The organism is Tsukamurella sp. USMM236 (assembly GCF_037148755.1).
In the GTDB taxonomy this organism is placed as follows: domain Bacteria; phylum Actinomycetota; class Actinomycetes; order Mycobacteriales; family Mycobacteriaceae; genus Tsukamurella.
Genome location: NZ_JBBCSS010000004.1, coordinates 199,296 through 224,143, shown reverse-complemented (window position 1 = coordinate 224,143; position 24,848 = coordinate 199,296). Strand labels below are relative to the sequence as shown.

Below are 24,848 nucleotides of genomic sequence, written 5' to 3'. Positions count from 1 at the left end.
CGTCCATGTTGCGAACGCAACATATGCTCACGCGGTGAAAATCGAACCCCGCCCCGCCGTGAGTCGACGGTCGGTGCTCCTCGGCGCCGCCGCCGCGATCGCCGCCGGGGCCCTGCCCGCGCCCGTGCGGGCCGCTCCCGAGCAGACGCGCTTCGCCGCCATCGTCATCGGCACCGGCTTCGGCGGCGTCGTGGCGGCGGCCCGGCTCGGCGCGGCGGGCGTCGACACGCTCGTGCTCGAGCGCGGACGCTCGTACGACCACGACGACCACGCCGCGGTGTACGCGGCCGGGACCGACGTGCTGCACCCCAACGCCCTCTGGGAGCCGGCGCTCGGGCGCACCGGGGTGCTCGATGTGGAGGTCGCGGGCACCGTCGGCGTCGCGCGCGGCGCCGCCGTTGGCGGGGGATCCGTCGTGTACCACGGCGCGACGGTGCCGCCGCACCCGAAGTACTACGACAAGGTGTTCCGCCACGGGCCCCGGTACCCGGAGCTGATCGGGGAGTACGTGCCGCGGGCGGTCCGGCGGCTGCGCGCCGCCGCGATCCCCGACGACGTCCGGTGCAGCCGCCCCTTCGCGGCCATGGTCGAGTTCGAGCAGTCGATGGCGCGGGCGGGCTGGTCCTGCGCGTCCCTGCTCTCCACCGTGAACTGGGACGTCGTGCGCCGCGAGCTGCGCGGCGAGGTCCGGCCGTCGATGACGGCGGGCGAGATCGTCTTCGGCAACAGCAACGGCAGCAAGCGGGAACTCGGCGGCACCTACCTGCGGACGGCCCTCGGCAGCGGAAGCGTGCGGCTGCGGACCCTGCAGCGGGTGACCGGACTGTCCCAGGAGCGGGGCCGGGTCGCCGTGCACGCCGAGGAGCTCGACGCCGCCGGCCGCGTGCTCCGCCGGCGGACCTACACGTGCGACGAGCTGTACCTTGGCGCGGGCGCGTGGGGCAGCACCGAGCTGCTGCTGAACTCCCGCCTGGCGGGTGGGCTGACCCGCCTGAACGAGCACGTCGGGACGCGCGTGGGCGACAACGGCAACCAGTTCAGCGCGCGGCTCGTGGGCCGCCCGCTCGAGCTCCAGGCCGCGCCGATCGTCACCTCCGCGTTCGTCGACGACGACCCGCATCACCTGCCCGTGCGCGTCGAGACCGCGGGCCTGCCGCTGCCGCTGCCCCTCATCTCGTACTTCACCGAGACCGTCGACTGGGAGAACCGGACGTCGTGGACCACCGTGGGTGGCCGCGCCGCGCTGATCGTGGCGCCCGCGGCGATCACCCGCGATGCCGGCGCGGCCAACGCCCGGATCCTGCGCCGGGTGACCGACGCCAACGGCGGCATCGCCCTCGATCCGCTCCCCGGGGCGCCCGTCGGGGGCCCGGTGCCCGGGTTCGGGACGAGCTCGAACGCGCTGCCGCTCTCCTTCACCGCCCACCCGCTGGGCGGGGTCCCGATCGGGCTCGCGACCGATGACACCGGTCGCCTGCACGGGCACCCGGCGATCCGCGTCGTCGACGGCGCGCTCAACCCGGGGAACGCCTGCGGCGCCAACCCCTCACTGGTGATCACCGCCTTCGCCGAGTACGTCATGGACCGCGCCCGCGAGGCGGCCTGACGGGCGCTCTCAGCGGGGCTCGGGCTCCGGCGCCGCGGGGGCGCCGGCCGGCGTGACGTCGGGCGCGGCCGCGGGCAGGAACATGGCGAAGGTCGTCGGCTTGCGGCTCTGCAGCTGGAGGCGCCCGCCGTCGCCCTCGACGAAGGCGCGGGCCAGCGCCAGGCCGACCCCGGTCCCGTCGCCCACGGAGTAGCCGCGCCGGAAGATGCGCTGGGCGTCACCGTCGGAGATGCCGGAGCCCTCGTCGGTGACCGTGACCAGCACGGTGTGCGCGCCGACGGAGCCGAGTCGCACGACGACCTCGCCGCGGCCGTGCATCAGGGCGTTGTCTACGAGCACCGCCGTCGCCTCCCGGACCCGCGTGGCGGTGGCCCGGGCGGGGAGCGGCGGACCGTCGGGAGGGAGCACCGTGAGGCGCCTCCCGGCCCGGTCGAACGACGGGGCGAGGTCGGCCAGCAGGGGCGCGAGCTCGGCCCGCACGTCGACGGTGCCCTGCGGCGATCGCTCGGTCCGCGACATCTTGACCATGTCGCCGACGGACGAGGTGAGCCGGTCGACCTGGTCGAGGGCGGCCCGCGCCTCGGTGACCACCTCGGGGTCGGGGTGCAGGGTGAGCTCGTCGAGGCGGATGTGGATGGCGGTGAGGCGGCTGCGCAGCTGGTGTGAGACGTCGCCGACGATCTGCCGCTCGCGCTGCAGCCGGTCGGCGATCTCCACCGTCGCGGTGTCGAGCACGTCGAGCACGCGGTCGAGCTCCTCGATGCCGTGCCGGTGCGGGTCGGGCCGGAAATCGCCGTTCGCGAGGCGCTGCGCGCGCTCGGCGACCTCCTGCACGGGGTCGGCGACGCGGCTCGCGGTGACCGCCGCGACGACGACGCCCGCGGTCAGCGACAGCACCATGACGATCAGCTCGACGCTGAGCGCCCGGAACTGGCCGTCGCGCACGCCGGCGTAGTCCTGCTCGATCCGCAGCATCCCCGCGTCCCCCAGCGACGTGCCCTCGACCATGGCGTGCTCGATCGGGCCGCTGCCGACGGCGAGCTCGCGCGGGGCCCCGGTCCGGTCGGTGTAGGTGAGCACGAGGCGGCCGTCGGAGGGGACCAACAGCCGGAGCGCCTCGACCGGCGGCTCGTCGGTCACGCCGGTGCTCTGCTCCTGGAGCAGGATCGCGGACGAGGCGCGCTGCAGCCGGTGCTGGAGGTCGGTGCGGGCCGCGTCGTCGAGCCAGCGCCACGTGTAGAACATGAGCGGGAGGCCCAGGAAGAGGCCGGTGACCGCGACGACCGCGATGGTCGAGCGGAGGATCCGGTGCCGCACGCCCGGGAGGCTCAGCGCTCGGTGGAAGCGCTGGTCTCGTCGTCGGGGATCGACTCCTCGACCGGGGCGTCGCGCATGTCCTCGGGGAAGGCGTAGCGGCGCAGCGCCCAGAACCGGAAGGCCATCTGCAGCAGGTTGCCGACGATGTAGTTGAGCACGAAGTCGACGATGATCAGCGTGGTCTTCGAGTCGGTGGCGCGCAGGTTGAAGAAGTTGTTCGCGATGAAGATGGGGGCGGCCATGATGAGCACGCCGATGCCCGAGATCGCGAAGAAGAGCAGCGCCTCGTGGTGCTTCTCGCGGCCGCCGCGGTGCTTGAAGCTCCACTCGCTGTTGAGGATGTAGGAGAGGATCACGGCGCAGACGCCGGAGAAGATCTTGGCGACGGTCGGCTTCTCGTCCAGCACGGTGAGCACGAGGCCGTAGAAGATGGCGAGGTCGAAGACCGCCGTCGTGCTGCCCACGATGGCGAACTTGATCAGCTCGTGGTGCTGCATGACGAGACCGCGGAGCGGTGCCGGGGTGCGATCCAGAATCGCCTCGATGAAAGCCACGTGCGCCACTCTAACGGAACCGTGAATAGTACCGCGGAGAGTGTGACGCGGTCGGTACCGGGGGCGTGCGCCGTGCCGGGCGCCCCCGCGGCAGCGTGGACCTGCGATTATGGAGCGGTGAGTGATGTTCAACCGCGCCGGTCGCGGCCCGTGGTGGCCATGGTCGGCGGAGGTCAGCTGGCCCGCATGACCCATCAGGCCGCGATCGCGTTGGGGCAGTCCCTGCGCGTCCTGGCCGCCGCCCCCGACGAGCCCGCGCCCCAGGTGTGCGCCGACGTGGTGCTCGGCGACCACGACCGGATCGAGGACCTGCGCCGCGTCGCGACCGGCGCGCATGCGCTGACCTTCGACCACGAGGGTGTGCCCACCGAGCACCTGCTGCAGCTGCAGGCCGAGGGCGTGACCGTCAACCCGCCGCCGCAGGCGCTGCTGTACGCGCAGGACAAGTTGGCGATGCGGCACCGTCTGGCCGAGCTCGGCGCGCCCGTGCCGGGCTTCGCGGAGATCGCCACCGTCGCCGACGTCGAGGCCTTCTGGGAGCGGTTCGACGGTGCCGTCGTGCTCAAGGCCGTGCGGGGCGGCTACGACGGCCGCGGCGTGTGGCTGCCGGACACGCTGGACGAGGCGCTGGAGGTCGCGGAGCAGCAGCTCGCGGCCGGGGTGCAGCTGCTCGCCGAGCAGCGGGTCGAGCTGGCCCGGGAGCTGTCGGCGATGGTCGCGCGCTCGCCCTTCGGGCAAGGGGCGACCTGGCCCGTCGTGGAGACGGTGCAGCGGAACGGGCAGTGCGCCGTCGTGCTCGCGCCCGCGCCGAACCTCTCCGACGAGGAGTCCTCCTTCGCCGAGTCGCTCGCGCTGCGGCTCGCGAACGAGCTGGGCGTCGTCGGCGTGATGGCGGTCGAGCTGTTCCAGACCCCGTCGGGCGAGATGCTGGTCAACGAGCTCGCGATGCGTCCCCACAACTCCGGTCACTGGTCGATGAACGGCAGCGTCACCAGCCAGTTCGAGCAGCACCTGCGGGCGGTGCTCGACTACCCGCTGGGGAACACGGCCGCGACCGCGCCGCTGACGGTCATGGCGAACGTGCTCGGCGCACCGTCGGAGCCCGAGATGGGCGTCGACGAGCGGCTGCACCACCTCATGGCCCGGATGCCCGAGGCGCACGTGCACATGTACGGCAAGGAGGGGCGGCGAGACCGCAAGGTGGGGCACGTGAACCTGGTCGGCGATCTCGACGGCGACCGGAACGATCCCGACTACGTGGCGGAGCTGCGGGAGCGGGCGGAACGCGCGGCGCACTGGATGGCGACCGCGGAGTGGACCGATGGATGGAGCGAGCATGGCTGACGGACCCCGCGTCGGATTGATCATGGGCAGCGACTCGGACTGGCCGACGATGGAGGCCGCCGCCGAGGCGCTCGCCGAGTTCGGGATCCGGTTCGAGGTGGGCGTGGTCTCGGCGCACCGCACCCCGCAGCGGATGCTCGACTACGCCAAGGGCGCCGCGGACCGCGGCGTCGAGGTGATCATCGCCGGCGCCGGCGGCGCCGCGCACCTGCCGGGCATGGTCGCCTCCGCGACGCCGCTGCCGGTGATCGGCGTGCCGGTGCCGCTCAAGCACCTCGACGGCATGGACTCGCTGCTGTCGATCGTGCAGATGCCCGCCGGCATCCCCGTGGCGACGGTGTCCGTGGGCGGCGCCCGCAACGCCGGCCTCCTGGCCGTGCGCATCCTCGGCGCCGCCGACCCCGCTCTCCGGTCACGGATGGCCGCCTTCCAGGCGGACCTCGAGAAGATGGTGCTGGCCAAGGACGAGGCGCTGCGGAAGAAGCTCCTCGAGGGCTGATCGCGGCTAGCCTGATCCGCATGACGGGTCAGGTGCGGGTGCACAACTTCGCGATCTCTCTCGACGGCTTCGGCACCGGCGCGGACCAGAGCGTGGACGCGCCCTTCGGGCATGCGGGTGGGTCGCTCATGGAGTGGTTCTTCGGCACGCGACGGGGCGCCGCGATCCACGGGCTGACCAGCGCGGCGCGCGGCGTCGACGACGCCTTCGCCGAGGCCTGGGACGAGGGCATCGGCGTGGAGATCATGGGCCGCGGCAAGTTCGCGCCCACGCCCGAGGTGCTCGCCGACGAGTCCTGGCGCGGCTGGTGGGGCGAGCAGACGCCGTTCACCACCCCGATCATCGTGCTCACGAGTCGGCCCCGGCCCACGTTCAGCACGGAGGACGGCGTCGAGTTCCGGTTCCTCGACGCCTCGCCCGCCGAGGCCGTCGCGGCCGCCCGGGAGATCGCGGGCGAGAAGGACATCCGCATCGGCGGGGGCGTGTCGACGGTGCGCGAATTCCTCGCCGCCGATTTGATCGATCACCTGCACCTGGTGGAGACGCCGATCGTGCTCGGCCGCGGCGAGCGGCTGTGGGACGGGCTCGAGGGCGTGCAGGAGCGGTTCTCGATCGAGTCGACGGTGAGCCCCGCCGCGGGCGTCGTGCACCGTGTCTTCACCCGCCTATCTCGCTGACTTTCCAGGCTCAGTGTCCGCCCGCCGCGGTGGGGCCCGCGTGTGCATCGATGCGGGCCAGACGGCCCCGATCGTCGAAGGAGACGGTCGCGCTGCCGTCCTGCGCCGTCAGGATCATGTCGGTGCCCGTCTGCTCGATCGTCAGACCCTCGCGCCGCACGGCGTACGCCCACGTCGCGAGGTGTGGGTCGGCGACCAGGCCGGCCGCGGTGATTCGGGTGAGGACACCGACCGCCGAGATGATTGACGCCGGCGGCAGGTGGAACTCGGCGCGGTTCTCCAGCACGAACCAGGCGTAGCCGCCGTTGCCGTTCGAGCCGCGGTAGTAGACGGGCTCGATGAGGTCGGTCATCGCCATCGCGGCGTGCACGTAGTCGTGCACGGCGTGTTCGCGTGCGGGTAGGTCCGCATCGCTCCGTTCGCGCGGGTCGAGCGGAAGAACCGGAGTCGTGAACTCCGGGCAGTCGAGGCGCTCACCCGCGTCCCTCACCGATGTCGAGAGCGCAACAGCCTCCTCGGGGTAACCGTTGATGTTCTCCCAACCCCACATCCAGGTGTTGGAGTATTCGGACACCGAACCGATGAAGTGCGCGCGGAACTCGGCGATCGGTTCGCGTTCGAACCAGAACCGGGGCGCCCCGGAGAGGTCCACCTGCCACGGATAACCGGCGTACTTCTCGGCGAACAGTTCTTGTGCCTCCTCGGCCAGCACAGTCGTCTGGTCCGCGAGCATGCGCACCGCGTCGCGGTGCGGGTCGATCCACAGTTCGTTCAACCCGGCCATCGTCGTCTCCATTCGTCTCCGACGGAGGTGAGTGTAGGTAAGGGTGCCGTGCGTTGTGCGTCACAGCCGGATGAGTGGCAGGGCGGTTGTTCCGGGGAACAACCGCACCGTCGGATGTTGGTTACGTGCGACTAACTGACCGCGGGACCGGCATGGATACAATCAGCGCGGACCTAACACGTAGACGCTGATGGAGGCCTCATGGCTGGCAACCCCGACTTCGACCTGTTCCAGCTCCCCGAGGAGCACGAGGAACTGCGCGCCGCCATCCGGGCGCTCGCCGAGCGCGACATCGCGCCGCACGCCAAGGACGTCGACGAGAAGGAGCGGTTCCCGCAGGAGGCGCTCGACGCGCTGGTCGCCAGCGGCTTCAACGCCATCCACGTGCCCGAGGAGTACGAGGGCCAGGGCGCGGACTCCGTCGCCACCTGCATCGTCATCGAAGAGGTCGCCCGCGTCTGCGGCAGCTCCTCGCTGATCCCCGCCGTGAACAAGCTCGGCACCATGGGCCTGATCCTCAACGGCTCCGAGGAGCTCAAGCAGCACGTGCTGCCGTCGCTCGCCAGCGGCGAGGCCATGGCCTCCTACGCGCTCTCCGAGCGCGAGGCGGGCTCCGACGCCGCGTCGATGCGCACCCGCGCCCGCAAGGACGGCGACGAGTGGGTCCTCAACGGCTCCAAGTGCTGGATCACCAACGGCGGCAAGTCCACCTGGTACACCGTCATGGCCGTCACCGACCCCGAGAAGGGCGCCAACGGCATCAGCTCCTTCATCGTCCACAAGGACGACCCCGGCTTCTCCGTCACCGGCTACGAGCACAAGCTGGGCATCAAGGGCAGCCCCACCGCCGAGCTGGCCTTCGAGGAGTGCCGCATCCCCGCGATGCGCATGATCGGCGAGGAGGGCACCGGCTTCAAGACCGCGCTGCAGACCCTCGACCACACCCGCCCGACCATCGGCGCGCAGGCCGTCGGCATCGCCCAGGGCGCGCTCGACGTCGCGATCGAGTACATCAAGGACCGCAAGCAGTTCGGCAAGTCCATCTCCGAGTTCCAGGGCGTCCAGTTCATGGTCGCCGACATGGCGATGCGCCTCGAGGCCGCGCGCCTCATGGTCTACACCGCCGCCGCCCGCGCCGAGCGCGGCGAGAAGAACCTCGGCTTCATCAGCTCCGCGTCGAAGTGCTTCGCCTCCGACGTCGCGATGGACGTCACCACCGACGCCGTGCAGTTGCTCGGCGGAGCCGGCTACACCCGCGACTTCCCGGTCGAGCGCATGATGCGCGACGCCAAGATCACCCAGATCTACGAGGGCACCAACCAGGTGCAGCGCATGGTCATGTCGCGCCAGCTGCTCCGCTGACCCGCCCGCGGGCCGGTACCGGCTCGCCCACGGTTCGATAACGATCCGCCCCTCCCGACCGATCCCTGCATAGCCTGGACCGGACGAGAGGGGCGGACGTGCATTCGAGGACGACACGAGCGCTGTCGGGGGCGACGGCGGTGGTGCTGGGGGCGGCGCTGACCGCGTGCGGCCAGGACGGGCTGGTCACGGCACCGTCGGGCATCGCGCGCCCGTCGTCGGTCACGACGGTGGCCGGGGCGGCACCGTCGAGCCCGAGCTCGGTGACCAGCGCGAGCCCTCGAGTGACGACGAGCACGAGCGCCACCGCCGCGCCGGGCACGACGATGCTGAAGGACCTGCGCACCGGCGCCCGCGACGGCGCCGACCGGGTGGTGCTCGAGTTCACCGGCGCGGTGCCGCCGTACCGGGTCACGCGGGAGGCGGGGCCGGTCATGGACTGCGGCTCGGGCGCGGTGCTCGGCGGGCCGGGGGAGTACCTCGTGGTGCGCGTCGAGCCGGTGGCGATCTTCGACGACGACGGGAACGCGGCGTACGCGGGGGAGCGCACCGTCGCCGGGCCGGGGCGCGCGGTCTCCCGCGCGATCATCACCTGCTCCTTCGAGGGGCAGCTGCAGGTGGCGCTCAAGCTCACCGGGAACGCGCAGCGCTACGCCGATTCCACGCTGACGGGGCCGGGGCGCATCGTCGTCGACGTGCAGCAGTAGCGCGTCAGGCGACGCGGGCGGTGGCCTTCTCGGTCGCGAACTTGTCCGTGAGCTTCGCGGCGTCGGGGTGCGAGACGTGGATGACCGAGGCCGGGGCGGCGAAGGGCGCGAGCAGGCCGTCGTAGAGGTCGTCGACGGCGCGCCACTCCCGCGTGGACAGCACCCGGTCGCCGGCGGCGTATCCGGCGGAGGCGGCAAGCGCCGTGGAGCGGGCCAGCACGATCTCGGCGTCGTCGCCCGCGAGCGCGGTGCCGGCGCCGCCCGGCGTGAACGCGTCGGGGTGCACGCGGACCTCGGTGGTGTAGTCGTCGATGCCCGGCGGCAGGTCGGGCACGGCCAGGCCGAAGGCGTCGAGGCCGACGGCGAGGATCTCGTCGCCCTCCGCCTCGTCGAGGCGGTCGGGGGCGGCGAAGGTCACGTCGCCGGACTCGCCGAAGCGGACCTCGCAGCCGGCCCACCAGGCGCCGAACAGGATCCCCGCGGTCTGCCAGTGCGCCGGCAGCAGGACCCCGACGGGGTCGCCCGGGCCGAGGCCGTACTGGTCGCGCAGCAGGTTGCCGCACTTGGCGGCCCAATTGCCCAGGGTGATCGCCGAGAGGCCCATGCGGGCGCCGGCGGCGTCGTCGTACCAGGTGAACCGGGGTGCGGCCCCGTCGGCCTGGACGATCGGCACGAGCAGCCGGTCGGTCACGGTCAGTCCACGCACGGCACGCCCCCGTCCTGCTGGGCGGTGAAGCCCGGTCGATTGAGCAGCGAGCTGATGCGCGCCGCCTCGCTGGGGTCGAGCGCCTCGGTCATGCCGGGCGGGATCGACGTGGTGGTGGCCGCGGAGTCCGAGCCGGAGTCGCTCGACGAGCCGGGGCCGCTGTAGCCGTCCTGGATCAGCACCTTGACGTGCCCGGACTGCACGGACGTGCTCGCCACGACGGGCAGGCCGCCGAGCAGCGCGGCCACGGCCTTCGCGCCCTGGTCGTTCGCGGAGCTCGCGAGCACGGCGCTCTTCGAGCTGGAGGAGGATTCGGTGGACGAGGCGTTGCCCGTGGAGCCCTGCGCGAAGCCCTTGCCGCCGAGGAACGTCGAGACGGTGCTCGCGAGGCCCGACGTGGTGCCGGCGTTCACCACGTCCACCGTGTACGAGGAGCGGTTCACCGACGGCACGGCCGGGGATGAGCTGGTCGAGGTGGCCTTCGGCTTCGTGGTGCCGGGCTTGTCGCCGAGGAGGCCCGCGACGTACGCCTGCACCTGCTTGGGATCGACGACCACGACGGACTGCTGGCCGTCGTCGCTCCAGCCGTCGTCGCGGACCACGGGCACCGTCGAGAACTGGACGTTGCCCGCCGAGAGGTTCGCCAGCTCCTTCGCGAAGCCCATCACGTCCCACTCCTGGTCGAGGGTGACGGAGGTCGAGAGCGCGTCCTGCAGCTGGCTGAGCTTGCTGGGGCTGGTCAGGGTGCCGGTGGAGAGGATCTTGCTGGCCAGCGAGGCCATGAAGACTTGCTGGCGGGTGACGCGGTCGAGGTCGCCGCGGGGCAGGCCGTGACGCTGGCGCACGAAGCTCAGCGCCTGCGGGCCCTTGAGCGTCTGCTTGCCCGCCTTGAACCGCGCGCCCGAGTACGGGTCGTTGACGGGCTTCTTCAGGCACACGTCGACGCCGCCGACCGCGTTCGTGAGGCGGGAGAAGCCGACGAGGCCGATCTCGGCGTACCGGTCGACCGAGACGCCCGTCAGGTTCGCGACGGTCTCGATGAGCGCCTTCCGGCCCTCGCCGTTGCCCTTCTGCACGGCCGTCTTCTCGTCGTCGCCGTCGGCGATGGCCTTGTCGCGGGTCACGTTGGCCGCGCCCGCGAAGGCGGAGTTGATCTTGCCCTTGCCCTGGTCGGGGATCGCGACGTACGCGTCGCGGGGGATCGAGATCGCGGTGGCCGACTTCCCGTCGTTGGGGATGCGGATGAGGATGATCGTGTCGGTGTTCAGGGTGCCGTCGTCGACGCCCGCGTTGAGCCGCGCCAGCTCCTGCTTGGTGAGCGGATTGCCCTTGGCGTCGGTACGCGAGTCGGTGCCGACCAGCAGGATGTCCGTCGCGCCGTCGGGCTTGGCCGCGATGCTGGGGCCGCGAGTGATGTCGCCGGCGAACTGGGACCACCAGAACCAGGCGACGCCCGTCACCACGAGCACGATGGCCGTGATCAGCGCGATGAGGGCCTTGCCGCTGCGCTGCAGCCGCTCGCGGGTGTCGACCGAGAGGTCGCCGGCGCGGGGCACCGGCCGGGCGCGCAGGGGCTGCGCACCGTCGCCCTCGTTCTCGGCGCGGACGCTCCGGCGCCGGCCGCGCCCCCGCGCGTCGTCACCCTGCGCGGTCGACCGCTCGGCGGCCGCGCGCTTGGCGTCGGCGCTCCGGGAATGGCGCGCGCCGCGTCCACTCGGGCTGTCGGACACCCACCACTCCTCATCGTTCGGGACCGGGCCATCTGCTCCGGCCCGGTTGGTCACATCTCCATAACGGTACCGACTCGACATGTGAAGACTCCGCAGACGCGGCCGTCCCGTACCGTTCGCGGTGTGGAACTGGTGATCACCGGCGCGGCCGGACAGGTGGGGTCGGCGCTGGTCGCGGGCGCCGCGTCGCGGGGAATCGCGACCCGCGCCCTGGGCCGCGGAGACCTCGACGTGACTTCGCCACAGTCCGTCGCCGAGCTCGCGCTGGGCCCGTCGACGGTGCTGATCAACTGCGCGGCGCACACCGCGGTGGACGCCGCGGAGACCGAGCCGGGCGCCGCCACGGCCCTCAACGCGATCGCCCCGGGGCTGCTCGCCGAGCGGTGCGCCGCCACCGGCGCGCGGCTCGTGCACGTCTCGACCGACTACGTCTTCGGCCCTGCGCCCGTGCCGCCGCGGCCGTGGGAGACGGGCGACCCCACGGGACCCGCGAGCGTCTACGGGCTCACCAAGCTCGACGGGGAGCGGAACGGGGCCGCCGCCGACCCGCGGACCGTCGTGGTGCGGACCGCCTGGGTGTACACGGGGCGCGGGGCCGACGGTGCCTGGGCGCGGGACTTCGTCGGGACGATGGGGCGGCTCGCCGACGACGGCGTCGACCCGACGGTCGTTGACGACCAGACCGGCTCGCCGACCTACGCCCCGGACCTGGCCGCGGGACTCCTCGACCTCGCGGTGCTCCTCGGCGCGGAGCCGGAGCGGCCCGGCGCGGTGCTGCACGCCGCCGGCGGCGGCACCGCCACCTGGTTCGACGTGGCCCGCGGGGTCTTCGAACGGGCCGGGGCCGATCCCGCGCGGGTGTCGCCGTGCGGCACGTCGGAGTTCCCCCGCCCGGCGCCGCGCCCCGCGTACTCGGTGCTCTCTCCGGCCTCCTGGGTCGCGTGGGGGCTGACGCCGCTGCCGGACTGGCGCGACGCGCTCGACCGGGCGCTGGACGCGCCCGCAAACCCCGCCCGGTAGCCTGGCCGCGTGCCCGGAACCGACAATGCGCTGCCCACGCTCGCCGTGGTCACCGTCACCTATTCGCCGGGTGAACACCTCGAGAACTTCCTGACCAGCATCGACGGTGCCTTCTCCGGGGTCGCCCCGCGGGTGCTGATGGCCGACAACGGCTCCGTCGACGGTTCCCCCGAGGCCGCCGAGGCCGCCCATCCCGAGGCCGATCTGCTGCGTACCGGCGCGAACCTGGGGTACGGCGGCGCGATCAACTACGCCGTGGCCCGCCTGCGCGCCGATGACGCCGCGTTCCCCGACTTCCTGCTGATCAGCAACCCGGACGTGGTCTTCGGCCCGGGCTCGATCGACGCCCTCATCGAGGCGGCCGCGCGGCACCCGCGCGCCGGGTCCCTGGGCCCCCTGATCCGCGACCCCGACGGCACTGTCTACCCCTCGGCGCGGAACGTGCCCAGCATGCGGTTCGGGATCGGGCACGCGCTGCTCGGCGCCGTCTGGAAGTCGAACCCGTGGACGCGGGCCTACCAGCAGTCGCAGGCCGAGGTGGCCGAGCGCGAGGCCGGGTGGCTCAGCGGTTCCTGCCTGCTGGTGCGGCCGGAGGCCTTCGCGGAGATCGGCGGCTTCGACGACCGCTACTTCATGTACATGGAGGACGTGGACTTCGGGGACCGGCTCGCCCGCGCCGGCTGGAGCAACGTCTACGTCCCGACGGCGGAGATCGTGCACGCCAAGGGCCACGCGGCCGGGAAGGTGCCGGAGCTCATGCTCCCGGCGCACCACGCCTCCGCGTACCGGTTCTTCGCCGACCGGCACCCCGGTCCGGCGGCCGCGCCCCTGCGCGCGGCGATGAAGGTGGGGCTGGCCGCGCGCTCGCGGATCAGTGTTCTCGCGGCGACGCGGAGACGAAAAGGGGAATGATGACCTCGGTGGATCAGGACGCCGGTGTGGACCTCAGCGACGTGGAGGCCGTGATCCTGGTGGGCGGCAAGGGCACTCGCCTGCGTCCGCTCACCCTGTCGGCGCCGAAGCCGATGCTGCCCACGGCGGGCAAGCCCTTCCTCACCCACCTGCTCTCGCGCATCCGCGACGCGGGCATCCGTCGCGTGGTGCTGGGCACCTCGTTCAAGGCGGAGGTCTTCGAGGAGTACTTCGGCGACGGCACCGAGCTGGGACTCGAGCTCTCGTACGTGGTGGAGAGCGAGCCGCTGGGAACCGGCGGCGGCATCCGCAACGTGCTGCCCGCGCTGAAGGCCGACACCGTGCTGGTCTTCAACGGCGACGTGCTCGGCGGCTCCGACATCCGCGCCGTCGTGCAGACGCACCGCGAGAAGGACGCCGACGTCACGATGCACCTCGTGCGCGTGCCCGATCCCCGCGCCTTCGGCTGCGTGCCGACGGACGCCACCGGCCGGGTCACCGCGTTCCTCGAGAAGACGCAGGATCCGCCGACCGACCAGATCAACGCCGGCTGCTACGTCTTCAAGCGCTCGGTGATCGAGGAGATCCCCGCGGGCCGGCCGGTGTCGGTCGAGCGCGAGGTCTTCCCGGCCCTGCTCAACGGCGGCAGCCGCCTCTACGGCCACGTCGACTACGGCTACTGGCGCGACATGGGCACGCCCGAGGACTTCGTCGCCGGCAGCTCGGACCTGGTCCGCGGCATCGCCCCGTCGGCCGCCCTCGACGGCGGTCGCGGCGAGTGCCTCATCCACCCCGGCGCCTCCGTGGCGCCCGGCGCGCTGGTGATCGGCGGGTCCGTCGTGGGGCGCGGCGCGGAGATCGGCGCGGGCGCCCGGCTCGACGGCGCCGTCGTCTTCGACGGGGTGCGGATCGAGGCCGGCGCGATCGTCGAGCGGTCGATCATCGGCTTCGGCGCGCACATCGGGCCGCGGGCCCGCATCCGCGAGGCCGTCATCGGCGACGGTGCCTCCGTCGGCGCCCGCTGCGAGCTGCTGCACGGCGCGCGGGTCTGGCCCGGCGTCGAGCTGCCCGACGGCGGCGTGCGGTTCTCGACGGACGTATAGGGGCTCCGGTGACTGACTTCCTGCGGTACGTGGCGATCGGGGACTCGTTCACCGAGGGGGTCGGCGACCCCGATCCGACGGGGACCCACGAGTACCGGGGCTGGTCCGACCGGGTCGCCGAGGTGCTGGCGTCGCGCTCCGCGGATTTCGGGTACGCGAACCTGGCGATCCGCGGCAAGAAGATGGACCAGATCGTCGACGAACAGCTGGAGCCGTGCCTGGAGTTGGCGCCGGATCTGGTGACGGTGTACGCCGGGGCGAACGACCTGATCCGACCGTCGGTGGACGTGGATGCGGTGGTCTCCGCCTACGATGCGCTGCTGTCGCGGCTCGTGGACTCCGGCGCGACGGTGGTGGTGTGGACCGCCGCGGACACCCACGGCAGCGGGATCTTCGGCGCGCTCCGCGGCCGCTTCGCGATCTACAACGAGCTGGTCCGCGAGATCGCCGCCGACCGGGGGCTGCTGCTGCTCGACTACTGGCGGATGAAGGAGTATCGCGACCTGCGGATGTGGGAGTTCGACCGCATCCACATGTCGCAGCCCGGGCACCTGCGGATGGCGATCGAGGTGCTCGACGTGCTGGGCGTGCCGCATGCGCTGGAGGTCCCCGACCTGGGGCCCGAGCCCGTGATCACGCCCGCCGAGGACCGCGAGATCAAGCGGAAGTGGCGGCGCGAGTTCGCCTACCCGTGGATCTCGCGCCGGGTGCGCGGCATCTCCACCGGCGACGGCCTGCCGCCGAAGTACCCGACGCTGCTGCGGCCCGTCGGGGTGGACGCCGGCGAGCCGGAGGCGGCGGGCGAGCTGTCCTGACCCGTCGGCTATGTCATCGTGACCATGGGGTGACAGATCCGGTATCCACCGAGGCGTCACGGTTCCCTGCGGTTTCGGCGGGGAAATCGCAGGTGAGCGCCGCCGAAACCGCTAGGAACGGGCGATGGGACCCGCCGTGGGGCGGGCGCCGCGGACCGTCGGACCGGGGAACGGGGCCGGACTACTGCTCCGGGGGGACGAAGGCCTTCGCGGCGGCGATGAGGCCGCCGCCCAGGGGGAGGATGACGGGGAGCAGGTTCTCGTCGGCGGCGATGATGCGGGTGGCCTCGCGGGCGGCGAAGGCCTCGTCGTCGTAGGCCTCCGGATCGGGGATGCGGTAGCCCGCGTCGCCGAGGTTGACCACCACGACCCCGCCGGGGCGGAGGAGGCGCACCGCGTCGACGACGTAGCGCGGGTGGTCGACGGGCTCGCCGTCGATGAAGATGAGGTCGTAGGCGGCGTCGGCGAGCCGGGGGAGCACGTCGAGTGCGTGGCCGTTGATGAGGCGCGTGCGGTTCGCGGCGATGCCGGCCTGCTGGAAGCCGATCTTCGCGGCGGCCTGGAACTCCTGCTCCGAGTCGATCGTGGTCAGCACCGAATCGGGGCGCATGCCGGAGAGCAGCCACAGGCCGCTGATGCCGGCGCCCGTCCCGACCTCGACCACGGACTTCGCGCCGCCCGCCGCGGCCAGCACCGACAGCAGCGCGCCCACGGACGGGGAGACGGCGTCGACGCCCAGGTCGGCGGCCCGCTCGCGGGCGGAGGACATCGCCTCGTCCTCGACGATGGCGTTCTCGGCGTACGTGACGAGGGCGGATGCGGCGGAGTTGGACACGCCGCAATCGTAGCCCGTCGCCCACCGGTCACCCCGCCGTGACGCGATCGTTAGCAAAGGCGATGTATGCACAGGCAACACTCAGGGAGGAATCAGCGCTCCCACACCGCGGCAGGGAAAGGTATCGGACAGTGAAGAACGCCCGACCTGGAATTGCCGATCGTGGGAACAAAACGGTCACTCCGGGAGTTCTGCAGTAGTAAGAGCGCCCCGCCGTCCGGCGGAGGCACGAGGAGGAGCGCATGGCCCTGGCCCGCAAGGCCGGACCCCGGCAGGAGCCGCAGCCCCAGGCTGCGTACGCGACGTTCGACGACGAGCGCGCCGCCGAACCCGCGGGTACCGCCGCATTCGATGCGTCGGGCGACCGTGCTGACATGCCCACCTGGGACGAGCTCGTCCGCGAGCACGCCGACCGCGTGTACCGCCTGGCCTACCGCCTCTCCGGCAACGCGCAGGACGCCGAGGACCTCACGCAGGAGACCTTCATCCGCGTCTTCCGCAGCCTGCAGAACTACGAGCCCGGCACCTTCGAGGGCTGGCTGCACCGCATCACCACGAACCTGTTCCTGGACATGGTCCGCCGCCGCAACCGCATCCGCATGGAGGCGCTGCCGGAGGACTACGAGCGCGTACCGTCGTCCGACCCGGACCCCGGCCAGATCTACGCGGACGCCAACCTCGGCCCGCAGCTGCAGAACGCGCTCGACGCGCTGGCGCCGGAGTTCCGCGCCGCCGTCGTCCTCGCCGACATCGAGGGCCTCTCGTACGAGGAGGTCGCGGCCACCCTGGGCGTGAAGCTCGGCACGGTCCGTTCGCGCATCCATCGCGGGCGCAAATCCATCCGTGAGGCCCTGGCGAATCAGGGTCTGACCAGCAGCGCCGCGCTCGCCTACTGAGCGCGCGCCCGGCACCGTCGGGAACTCCCGAGCGACTCGGCTCGTTGTGTGAAGGAGTGCAGGTACTGTGGCGGTAGATCCGCAGTACGCCATCGGACCGAGCAGAGGAGGGGAGCGCGTGGAGCACCTCAGTGGCAGTATCAAGCGCGCCTTCTCGCGTCGCCCGGGCGAGTTCTCGTCCACCGAGCACCTCGCCTACGAGGCGGTCGTCGCGTTCGTCGACGGCGAGCTGCGGATGAACGCGCACCTGCGCGCCGGGACCCACATCTCCCAGTGCGCCGTGTGCGCGGCGGAGGTCGACGCGCAGCGGCAGGTCCGCACCGCGCTGCGCGAGTCCGGCGAGATCACCGTGCCGCACCGGCTGCTGGGCCAGCTGTCCCAGATCCCCACCGATTGCCACACGGGTCGTCCGCCGTTCGACGGTTTCCCGACGTTCACGCCCGAGGCCTCGCGACGCGACGAGCGCAACAAGCGCGGCCGGCGGCGGAACGCTCGGTAGATTCGACTCCGTGACCTCCGAACCCGACACTCGGCGTCCGCGCCTGGAGCCGCGCCCCACGTACCGTCCCTCGGTGTCCGAGGGGGAGCAGGTCGTCTTCGGCAGGCCGGACGGGGTCGACGGTGCCTTCGCGCCCGAGTCCGTCCGCAGCGCCACCACCGCCCGCGGGCCGCAGCCGCAGGCCGCCGCCCCCGACCCGGTGCTCACCGAGGCCTTCTCCCGCCCTCCGGGCGCCCCCGAGGCGCTGCAGCGCGACCCGTACGCGGGTCCGCTCGTGCCCGAGCCGGAGCCCGAGCCCGAGGATCCGTGGCGCGACACCGACTCGCTCGCCGGGATCGGCGAGCCCGGCGTCACGGCGCCGCCGCGGGCGGTCCCGCAGCCGGATCCGGAGCAGCTCGGCGTCCGCGACGTCCTCTTCGGGCGGCGCGTGTCGATCCGCGCACTCGCGGTCCTCGGCGTGCTGGCGCTGGTCATCGGCCTGCTCGGCGGCGCCATCGGCCGGATCACCGGCACCACGATCGAGAAGCTCACCGACTCGCGGGCCTCGCTGCCGGCGGCGCAGGGCCCGCCGGCCGACGCGGGCGCCGTGGCCTCCATGGTCGGCAAGGTCGGGCCGAGCGTCGTGACCATCGAGGTGCGCACCAAGACGTCCGGCGAGACGGGCTCCGGCTCCGTGATCGACGCCGAGCGCGGCTACATCATGACCAACAACCACGTCGTCGAGACCGCGTCCACCAACAAGGACGCCAAGATCGAGGTCGTCTTCTTCAACGGCACCCGCACCCCGGCGCAGCTCGTCGGGACCGACCCGTACACCGACGTGGCCGTCGTCAAGGTCTCCGTCGACGGGCTGCAGCAGATCGCCCGCGGCGACTCCGGGGAGCTCGCGGCCGGCCAGCAGGTCGTCGCCATCGGCTCGCCGCTGGGGCTACGGCGCACCGTCACCTCCGGCGTCGTGTCCGCGACGCACCGTCCGGTGCAGGGGCCCGCGAGCGGCCCGAACCCGCCCGCGACCTTCGACTCCGTGCAGACCGACGCCGCCATCAACCCCGGCAACTCCGGCGGCCCGCTGCTGGACCTGCAGGGGCGGCAGATCGGTATCAACACGCTCGGGCTGTCCCCGGGCGGCGCCGGGTCGATCGGCCTGAACTTCGCCATCGCGTCGAACGTCGCGTGGCCGATCGCCGAGTCGATCATCCGCGGCCAGAAGGTGGTCCACGCCGACCTCGGCATCAACGGCCGCGAGGTGAGCAACGAGGCTGCGTCCGGCGTGCGCGTCGAGAACGTGAAGAAGGGCGGCGCCGCCGAGAAGGCCGGCATCCGCGAGGGCGACGTCATCACCAAGGTCGGCGACACCGAGGTCGCCGAGGCCGCCGACGTGATCGTCGCGATCCGCGCCGTCGGCGTCGGCAAGGAGACGACGGTGACCGTCGCCCGCGACGGCCGGCAGGTCCCGATCAAGGTCACGCCCGAACCGCTGAGCTGAGGGGCCGGGCCGGGCCGCCGCGAGGTGCGTGAGCTCCTGAGCTTCCCGTAGCATGGCGGGGTGTTCTCGAATCTCGGTATGGGGGAGATCCTCATGCTGGTCGTCGTGGGTCTGGTGATCCTGGGGCCGGAGCGACTCCCGGGCGCGGTCAACTGGTTCTTCACGGCGCTGCGGCAGGTGCGCGACTACGCCACCGGCGCGACGCAGCAGCTCAAGGACGAGATGGGCGGCGATTTCGATGCGATCCGCGAGCCCCTGCAGCAGATCCAGAACCTGCGCGGCATGACGCCGACGGCGATCGTCACCAAGCACCTCCTGAACGGCGACGACTCCGTGATCCGCGAGATGAGCGATCAGGTGCGCTCCACCGCTGATGCGCTGAACCTGCGCAAGGCGGTCGACGCGGCCGCGCCCGTCGCCCCCGTCGCGCCCGTCGCCTCGTTGGAGAAGGCGCTGCCCGAGGTCCCGGCCGGCCCGATGCCCACCATGCCGCGGATGCACAAGCCGCTGGCCCCCGAGGAGCGCCCGCCCTTCGACGTCGACGCGACGTAGCGCGTCCGAACCTCCGGTGGCCCGCGAATTCCCGCCGAGTTCAGGGCCGCGCTGCCGACATCTGCGAACGCTGCCGACTACCGGCAGCGCTGACGAGTTTCGGCAGCTTTCAAGCTCGTTCGCGGCAGCGGCGACGTTGCTCGTCCCGACGGGTGCGGGGCGGCCTGTGGATAACGCTGAAGTTGTGGATAACTCGGTCACGGGCGTCAGCCGGGCGGAGTCACCCGGGTTCAATGGTCCGCATGGGGGAGATCTGGACACGGCGACAGCTCACGGCGATGGGGTGGAGTGACACGCGGATCGCGCGTGCCTCCGAGGAAGAGATCCAGCGGCTCGCGCACGGTGTCTACGGCGTGCGCGACGACGACGCACCGGTCTGGGTGAGGGACCGCGATCGGGTGCGAGCGACCGCATTGACCTGCGACGGTGTGGTCAGTCACGAAAGCGCTGCGGCCCTCCACGGAATTCCCTTCCTCCGGCCCGAGCGGAGGTACGTCCATTTCACGATCGACCGCACGAGCGGTGGGTACCGACGACGCAATCTGCACGTGCACGCGCGGCCGTTGCCCGCGGAGCACACGATGATCCGCGACGGCGTGTGCGTGACCACCCGGTGTCGCACGGCGGTGGATGCGGCCATGACCGGCGGACTCGAGCGCGCAGTCGTCGCCTTCGACGCGGTTCGTCTGGTACCGCGGTTCGGGCAACCGGAGGAACCGGCCCCGGTGCCGCTGGCGCAGTTGGAGGACTGCATCGCGATGCTGGGCCGCTGCCGGGGTGCGGCGCTCGCCCGCCGGGCGCTCGCCTTGTCCGTGGAGTGCAGCGAATCGGCCGGTGAGTCGCTGTCGCGCATGCAGATGCTGTCGGCCCGCCTCCCGATGCCGCGCCTGCAGGTGCCGCGCATCCTCGGCGACGAGCTCTTCTACGCCGATTTCGACTGGGGCGCGATGACCGGCGAGTTCGACGGCCGCGGCAAATACGGCGACGAGCCCGCGGACGTGGACGCCGCGATGGCCGAGGAGAAGCGTCGCCACGAGCTGTTCGCGGACGCGGGGATCGAGGTGGTCCGTTGGCGTTGGCGAGTGCTCAACGCGAACGACGGCCTGCGTCGCTTGCTCCTCCCCGCGATGGCGCGCAACGGGATCATCCCGTCGGCCGCGTGATCGTGCGCTGCCGACTTCGGCGCACGCTGCCGGTACTCGCTGCCGCGCTGCTGATATCAACGGACGCTGCCGCGGATCGGCAGCGCACGCGAGTTTCGGCAGCGGATGGGCGGATCGCTACCTGCGGCAGCATCAAGGGGCGGATCGCCACCCGCGGCTTCGATCTCCGCGGCGCGAGCGGACCGCAGACCGTCGGGTTAGAGGTGGCGGGTGGTGTCGATCCCCAGCGACATGCCGGCCAGGCCGCGCTTGCGGACGGCGAGCTTGTCGGCGATGGCGCGCAGGGCGGAGCCGGTGGGGGAGTCCGGCGCGGAGAGCACCACCGGGGTCCCGGAGTCGCCGGCCTCGCGCAGTTGCGGGTCCAGCGGGATCTGGCCGAGCAGGGGCACGTCGGCGCCCACGGCGCGGGTGAGCCGCGCCGCGACCTGCTCGCCGCCGCCGGAGCCGAAGACGTCGAGGACGGTGCCGTCGGGCAGCGTCAGCCCGGACATGTTCTCGATGACGCCGGCCACGCGCTGGCGGGTCTGCAGCGCGATGGCGCCGGCCCGCTCGGCGACCTCGGCGGCCGCGGTCTGCGGGGTCGTGACCACGAGGATCTCCGCACCGGGGATGAGCTGCGCGATGGAGATCGCGACGTCGCCGGTGCCGGGCGGCAGGTCGAGGAGCAGCACGTCGAGGTCGCCCCAGAAGACGTCGGCGAGGAACTGCTGCAGCGCGCGGTGCAGCATCGGCCCGCGCCACACGACCGGGGTGTTGCCGGTGGTGAACATGGCCACCGAGATCACCTTCACGCCGTGCGCCTGCGGCGGCATGATCATCGAATCGACCTGGGTGGGCCGCGCGTCCGTGCCCATCATGCGCGGCACGGAGTGGCCGTAGATGTCGGCGTCGAGCACGCCCACGGACAACCCTCGTGCGGCCAGCGACGCCGCGAGGTTCACCGTCACGGAGCTCTTGCCCACGCCGCCCTTGCCCGACGCGACCGCGTACACGCGGGTCAGCGAGCCGGGCTGGGCGAACGGGATCACGGGCTCGGCCTTGTCGCCGCGCACCGTCTTGCGCAGTTCCGCGCGCTGCTCGTCGTTCATCACGTCCAGCTCGACGCGCACCTCGCCGGTGCCCGGCACGTCGGCGACGGCCGCCCGCACGCGGTCGACGATCTGCGTGCGCATCGGGCAGGCGGAGGTGGTCAGGTACACCTCGACGTCGATCGACGAATCGGCCTGCACCGCGACCGACTTCACCATCCCCAGGTCGGTGATCGGCTTGCCGATCTCGGGGTCGTTCACGGTGGCCAGGGCCGACCGGATCGCGTCTTCCGTAACCGCACTCATAACGCCCTCCATCGTATCCGCAGGCCCGGGCGCGAGAAATCCGCCTTACCGCGGGGGACGGGGCACCGTCGGCGAGGACGACGGCGCGGGCCCGCTCGACGGGGCGGGGCGCGCCGAGGGAACCGCGGGACGGGCCGCGGAGGGCGGCGCCGGGCGGGCGGTCGACGGTCCGCCCGACGGGATCGCCAGCGCGCCGCCGGGGCCGGCGGGACCGGCGGGGACGGAGGCGCCGGGCGGCATCGGCCGGGACGGGCCCGACGGTGCGCCGGGCGTGCTCGGGCCGCTGGGCGGCGGGGTCGCGCATCGGGTCACCGTGGTCGCGAGCGGAGCGCCGTCGGGCCCGCGCTGCGCACCCGACGCCGGCCCGGAGGGCTTCGCCGGCCCGGAAGGCTTCGCGGAGGGCTTGGCGGGGGTCGTCGTCGCGGGTCCGGGCCTGGCGGAGGTCGCGGCCGCTGCGGGCTTCCCGGGCCCGGCGGACGGCACCGTCGATCCGGACGGGCCCGGCGCCACCGATCCGGACGGCGCCGGCGCACCGTCGGGCGTCCCGCAGCCGACGATCACCACGGTGCCGGGCGGAAGCGGCTTGGGCAGCTGCGTCGGCGGCGCGACGGGGGCCGCCATGTCGGGGATGCCGCCGACGGGGATCGCCCGGTCGCGGTAGGCCTTCGACCAGGCCACGACGTTGTCGACGTAGGAGTTCGACTGGTTGTAGGCGAACACGGCGACCCGCTGGGCGGCCTCGTCCTGCAGCCCTGTCGCGCTGGAGCAGAGGTAGCGGGCGGCGCCGTAGGCGGCGTCGCGGACGTTGTTGACGTCGGCGTTCCCGTCGCCGGAGTTGTCGCCGCCGAACAGCGCCCAGGTGGTGGTGAGGAACTGCATCGGGCCGAGCGCGCGGGCGAAGCCGGCGCCGTCGCGGATCACGGCGTTGCCCGCGAGCGAGCCGTCGAGCACGGGACCCTGGATCGGGGTGAGGGTGTTGCCCGCGGCGTCGACGTTGCCGCCGTCCGCATGCCCCGACTCGATGCGGCCGATCGCCGCGACCAGGTTCCACTCGATCCCGCAGCCGGGCGCCTCGAGGGCCATCCGGTCGGCGGCGCCGCGGTAGGCGGCGAAGGCGGCGCCGGGGATGCCGAGCGGCCCGGGTGCGACGTTGACGGCCTCGGGGCGCGGCGGGATCGGCACGTGCCGCGCCGCGGGCGCGGCCGGGGCATCCGACGGTGCCGGCGGGCGCAGCTCGGCGAGGCCGATCGCGGCCTGGGCGACCAGCTCGGGCCCGGGCGAGCGGTGGACGGCCGGGGCCTGGGACGCGGTGGTGTCGGCTCCCGCGACGCCGAGCAGCAGCGCGGCGGCGCCTGCCGCGGCGGTGGCCCCGAGGATGCGCACGGTCGTCCCTCCCGGTTACTGACGAGTCAGTTTCGTGGCGCACGTTACTGCGCCACAGCACCGTTGCGGGTGGGACTTCAGTGAATAACAGGCCTGTTCTTCAGGAAAGGGCCGCGATCGTGTCGGCCAGCAGCTCCGGGGCGTCGTCCACGCCGTGCACGCGCCACGGCGACACCCAGTCCGCCGCCGCCAGCCCGGTGTAGACCGCGCCGGTGCGGGCCTGCAGGTCGCCGTCCCGCTCGTAGGCGTCGCGCTCGCGCGCCGCGTCGCTCGCCTCGCGCGACCGTGCGCGCTCGGCCGCGACGGTCACCGGCACGTCGAGGTACACCTGCAGGTCCGGCACCGGGAGCCCGAACCGGCCGAACTCGAGCTCGCGCACCCAGCCGGCCACGGCACCGTCGGCGCCCTCGCCCAGGCGGGCCGCGCTGTACGCGGCCGAGGAGGCGGCGTACCGGTCCAGCAGCACCACGTCGTGCGCGGCGAGGGCGGCCCGGATGTCGGGCGCCGCGGCCTGCCGGTCGAAGGCGAACAGCAGGCCCATGCCGTACACGGACTCGGCGACGTCGCCGTTGCCGCCGCGCAGCGCCTCGGCGGCGAGGTCCGCGAACTGCGTGCCGTAGCGGGGGAAGGCGAGCGCGGTCACCTTCCGGCCCGACGCCTGCAGCCGCGCCGTGACGGCCCGGGTGAGCGTGTTCTTGCCGGCCCCGTCGAGGCCTTCGATCGCGACGAGTCGTCCCATGGAGAGGATCGTAAGGTGTCGTAAGAGCAGGAACGCCGACAGCAGTGACAATATGGACAGCATGAAACCCCGGATCCTGGTGATCGACGACGATCCCGCCCTGGCGGAGATGCTCACCATCGTCCTGCGCAACGAGGGCTTCGACTCGACCGTGGTCGGCGACGGCACGCAGGCGCTGAGCGCGGCCCGCGAGTTCCGCCCCGACCTGGTGCTGCTCGACCTCATGCTCCCCGGCATGAACGGCATCGACGTGTGCCGCGTGCTGCGCGCCGATTCGTCGGTGCCGATCGTGATGCTCACGGCGAAGGCGGACACCGTCGACGTGGTGCTGGGCCTCGAGTCGGGCGCCGACGACTACGTGATCAAGCCCTTCAAGCCGAAGGAGCTCGTCGCGCGCGTGCGGGCCCGGCTGCGCCGCACCGACGACGAGCCCAGCGAGCTGCTCTCGATCGGCAACGTCATCATCGACGTCCCGGCGCACAAGGTGACCCGCGACGGCGCCGTCGTCTCGCTCACGCCCACCGAGTTCGACCTGCTGGTCACCATGGCGCGCAAGCCGCGGCAGGTGTTCACGCGCGACGTCCTGCTCGAGCAGGTGTGGGGCTACCGGCACCCGGCGGACACCCGGCTGGTGAACGTCCACATCCAGCGCCTGCGCGCGAAGATCGAGAAGGATCCGGAGAACCCGGAGATCGTGCTCACGCTGCGCGGCGTCGGCTACAAGGCGGGGCCGGCGTGAGCGGGCCGATCGGCTCGTGATCGACCGGGCCGGGGCGGCCCGGCAGGTGGACTGGGTGCGCGGCGCGGTGCGCACGTTCCTGGCCG

At 72.6% G+C, this 24,848-nt stretch carries 25 protein-coding genes; 16 read left to right on the top strand and 9 right to left on the bottom strand.

Annotation, left to right across the window (positions count from 1 at the left end; genetic code table 11):
* Positions 1–34: 34 nt before the first annotated feature.
* Positions 35–1,606, top strand: a complete 1,572-nt coding sequence (locus WFK95_RS15175; protein WP_336671162.1) for a GMC oxidoreductase — start codon at positions 35–37, stop codon at positions 1,604–1,606.
* 9 nt (positions 1,607–1,615) lie between these two features.
* Here WFK95_RS15175 and WFK95_RS15170 read toward each other — a convergent pair whose 3' ends face one another.
* Together WFK95_RS15170 and WFK95_RS15165 are read right to left on the bottom strand one after the other, a co-directional pair.
* Positions 1,616–2,923 (bottom strand): sensor histidine kinase, encoded by a 1,308-nt coding sequence (locus tag WFK95_RS15170; protein ID WP_224647222.1) that lies wholly within the window; start codon positions 2,921–2,923, stop codon positions 1,616–1,618.
* Between the two features lie 11 nt (positions 2,924–2,934).
* Positions 2,935–3,420 (bottom strand): GtrA family protein, encoded by a 486-nt coding sequence (locus tag WFK95_RS15165; protein WP_255603464.1) that lies wholly within the window; start codon positions 3,418–3,420, stop codon positions 2,935–2,937.
* A gap of 216 nt (positions 3,421–3,636) precedes the next feature.
* Here WFK95_RS15165 and WFK95_RS15160 point away from each other — a divergent pair, with 216 nt between their 5' ends.
* The 3 genes from WFK95_RS15160 to WFK95_RS15150 are packed head-to-tail and all read left to right on the top strand — an operon-like array spanning position 3,637 to position 5,997.
* Entirely contained in the window at positions 3,637–4,821 is a 1,185-nt protein-coding gene (locus WFK95_RS15160; protein WP_336671305.1) for a 5-(carboxyamino)imidazole ribonucleotide synthase, read from the top strand.
* Positions 4,814–5,320, top strand: coding sequence for a 5-(carboxyamino)imidazole ribonucleotide mutase (purE, locus tag WFK95_RS15155; protein WP_224647218.1), 507 nt, complete (start codon positions 4,814–4,816; stop codon positions 5,318–5,320). The genes WFK95_RS15160 and purE overlap by 8 nt, the downstream gene beginning before the upstream one ends.
* A gap of 20 nt (positions 5,321–5,340) precedes the next feature.
* Positions 5,341–5,997, top strand: a complete 657-nt coding sequence (locus WFK95_RS15150) for a dihydrofolate reductase family protein (RefSeq protein ID WP_224647217.1) — start codon at positions 5,341–5,343, stop codon at positions 5,995–5,997.
* 10 nt (positions 5,998–6,007) lie between these two features.
* Here WFK95_RS15150 and WFK95_RS15145 read toward each other — a convergent pair whose 3' ends face one another.
* Positions 6,008–6,781: a DUF6882 domain-containing protein gene (locus WFK95_RS15145; protein WP_224647215.1), complete on the bottom strand. Its 774-nt coding sequence runs from the start codon at positions 6,779–6,781 to the stop codon at positions 6,008–6,010.
* Between the two features lie 201 nt (positions 6,782–6,982).
* Here WFK95_RS15145 and WFK95_RS15140 point away from each other — a divergent pair, with 201 nt between their 5' ends.
* Together WFK95_RS15140 and WFK95_RS15135 are read left to right on the top strand one after the other, a co-directional pair.
* Positions 6,983–8,143 carry an acyl-CoA dehydrogenase gene (locus WFK95_RS15140; RefSeq protein ID WP_224647214.1) on the top strand — a complete coding sequence of 387 codons (1,161 nt, stop codon included), beginning with the start codon at positions 6,983–6,985 and terminating at the stop codon, positions 8,141–8,143.
* 98 nt (positions 8,144–8,241) lie between these two features.
* Positions 8,242–8,850 carry an AMIN-like domain-containing (lipo)protein gene (locus tag WFK95_RS15135; RefSeq protein ID WP_224647212.1) on the top strand — a complete coding sequence of 203 codons (609 nt, stop codon included), beginning with the start codon at positions 8,242–8,244 and terminating at the stop codon, positions 8,848–8,850.
* 4 nt (positions 8,851–8,854) lie between these two features.
* Here WFK95_RS15135 and WFK95_RS15130 read toward each other — a convergent pair whose 3' ends face one another.
* Both WFK95_RS15130 and WFK95_RS15125 read right to left on the bottom strand, forming a co-directional pair.
* Positions 8,855–9,556: a TIGR03089 family protein gene (locus WFK95_RS15130; RefSeq protein ID WP_224647211.1), complete on the bottom strand. Its 702-nt coding sequence runs from the start codon at positions 9,554–9,556 to the stop codon at positions 8,855–8,857.
* Positions 9,544–11,286: an LCP family protein gene (locus WFK95_RS15125; RefSeq protein ID WP_224647210.1), complete on the bottom strand. Its 1,743-nt coding sequence runs from the start codon at positions 11,284–11,286 to the stop codon at positions 9,544–9,546. The genes WFK95_RS15130 and WFK95_RS15125 overlap by 13 nt, the downstream gene beginning before the upstream one ends.
* Before the next feature lie 123 nt (positions 11,287–11,409).
* On the opposite strand from WFK95_RS15125, the gene rfbD reads away from it, so the two are divergent.
* Genes rfbD through WFK95_RS15105 form a run of 4 tightly spaced genes read left to right on the top strand, consistent with a single transcriptional unit; the run spans position 11,410 to position 15,136 of the window.
* Entirely contained in the window at positions 11,410–12,306 is an 897-nt protein-coding gene (rfbD, locus tag WFK95_RS15120; RefSeq protein ID WP_336671161.1) for a dTDP-4-dehydrorhamnose reductase, read from the top strand.
* Between the two features lie 9 nt (positions 12,307–12,315).
* Positions 12,316–13,218, top strand: a complete 903-nt coding sequence (locus WFK95_RS15115) for a glycosyltransferase family 2 protein (protein ID WP_224647207.1) — start codon at positions 12,316–12,318, stop codon at positions 13,216–13,218.
* Entirely contained in the window at positions 13,218–14,321 is a 1,104-nt protein-coding gene (locus WFK95_RS15110) for a sugar phosphate nucleotidyltransferase (RefSeq protein WP_224647205.1), read from the top strand. The genes WFK95_RS15115 and WFK95_RS15110 overlap by 1 nt, the downstream gene beginning before the upstream one ends.
* Positions 14,322–14,329: 8 nt before the next feature.
* Positions 14,330–15,136: an SGNH/GDSL hydrolase family protein gene (locus WFK95_RS15105; RefSeq protein WP_224647204.1), complete on the top strand. Its 807-nt coding sequence runs from the start codon at positions 14,330–14,332 to the stop codon at positions 15,134–15,136.
* Positions 15,137–15,317: 181 nt separating this feature from the next.
* On the opposite strand, the gene WFK95_RS15100 is transcribed toward WFK95_RS15105, so the two are convergent.
* Complete coding sequence (locus WFK95_RS15100; protein WP_224647203.1) at positions 15,318–15,971, bottom strand: O-methyltransferase; 654 nt, start codon at positions 15,969–15,971, stop codon at positions 15,318–15,320.
* Positions 15,972–16,213: 242 nt separating this feature from the next.
* On the opposite strand from WFK95_RS15100, the gene sigE reads away from it, so the two are divergent.
* From sigE to WFK95_RS15075, 5 genes are all read left to right on the top strand, one after another.
* A complete protein-coding gene (sigE, locus tag WFK95_RS15095; RefSeq protein WP_224647201.1) occupies positions 16,214–16,867 on the top strand; it encodes an RNA polymerase sigma factor SigE in 654 nt (217 codons plus the stop codon).
* A gap of 118 nt (positions 16,868–16,985) precedes the next feature.
* On the top strand, positions 16,986–17,366 hold the full coding sequence (locus WFK95_RS15090; RefSeq protein ID WP_224647200.1) for an RNA polymerase subunit sigma-70: 381 nt from the start codon (positions 16,986–16,988) through the stop codon (positions 17,364–17,366).
* 10 nt (positions 17,367–17,376) lie between these two features.
* A complete protein-coding gene (locus WFK95_RS15085) occupies positions 17,377–18,852 on the top strand; it encodes a S1C family serine protease (protein WP_224647198.1) in 1,476 nt (491 codons plus the stop codon).
* A gap of 60 nt (positions 18,853–18,912) precedes the next feature.
* On the top strand, positions 18,913–19,404 hold the full coding sequence (tatB, locus tag WFK95_RS15080; protein WP_224647197.1) for a Sec-independent protein translocase protein TatB: 492 nt from the start codon (positions 18,913–18,915) through the stop codon (positions 19,402–19,404).
* 638 nt (positions 19,405–20,042) lie between these two features.
* The gene (locus tag WFK95_RS15075) at positions 20,043–20,567 is read left to right on the top strand and encodes a hypothetical protein (protein ID WP_336671160.1); all 525 of its coding nucleotides are present in this window, start codon (positions 20,043–20,045) and stop codon (positions 20,565–20,567) included.
* A gap of 197 nt (positions 20,568–20,764) precedes the next feature.
* Here WFK95_RS15075 and WFK95_RS15070 read toward each other — a convergent pair whose 3' ends face one another.
* From WFK95_RS15070 to WFK95_RS15060, 3 genes are all read right to left on the bottom strand, one after another.
* Positions 20,765–21,901 carry an Mrp/NBP35 family ATP-binding protein gene (locus WFK95_RS15070; RefSeq protein ID WP_224647194.1) on the bottom strand — a complete coding sequence of 379 codons (1,137 nt, stop codon included), beginning with the start codon at positions 21,899–21,901 and terminating at the stop codon, positions 20,765–20,767.
* Between the two features lie 45 nt (positions 21,902–21,946).
* Positions 21,947–23,284 (bottom strand): lytic transglycosylase domain-containing protein, encoded by a 1,338-nt coding sequence (locus WFK95_RS15065; RefSeq protein WP_336671159.1) that lies wholly within the window; start codon positions 23,282–23,284, stop codon positions 21,947–21,949.
* Between the two features lie 100 nt (positions 23,285–23,384).
* The gene (locus WFK95_RS15060) at positions 23,385–24,023 is read right to left on the bottom strand and encodes a dTMP kinase (RefSeq protein ID WP_336671158.1); all 639 of its coding nucleotides are present in this window, start codon (positions 24,021–24,023) and stop codon (positions 23,385–23,387) included.
* A 52-nt stretch (positions 24,024–24,075) separates the two neighbouring features.
* On the opposite strand from WFK95_RS15060, the gene mtrA reads away from it, so the two are divergent.
* A complete protein-coding gene (gene mtrA / locus WFK95_RS15055; RefSeq protein ID WP_224649371.1) occupies positions 24,076–24,762 on the top strand; it encodes an MtrAB system response regulator MtrA in 687 nt (228 codons plus the stop codon).
* Positions 24,763–24,848: the final 86 nt, after the last annotated feature.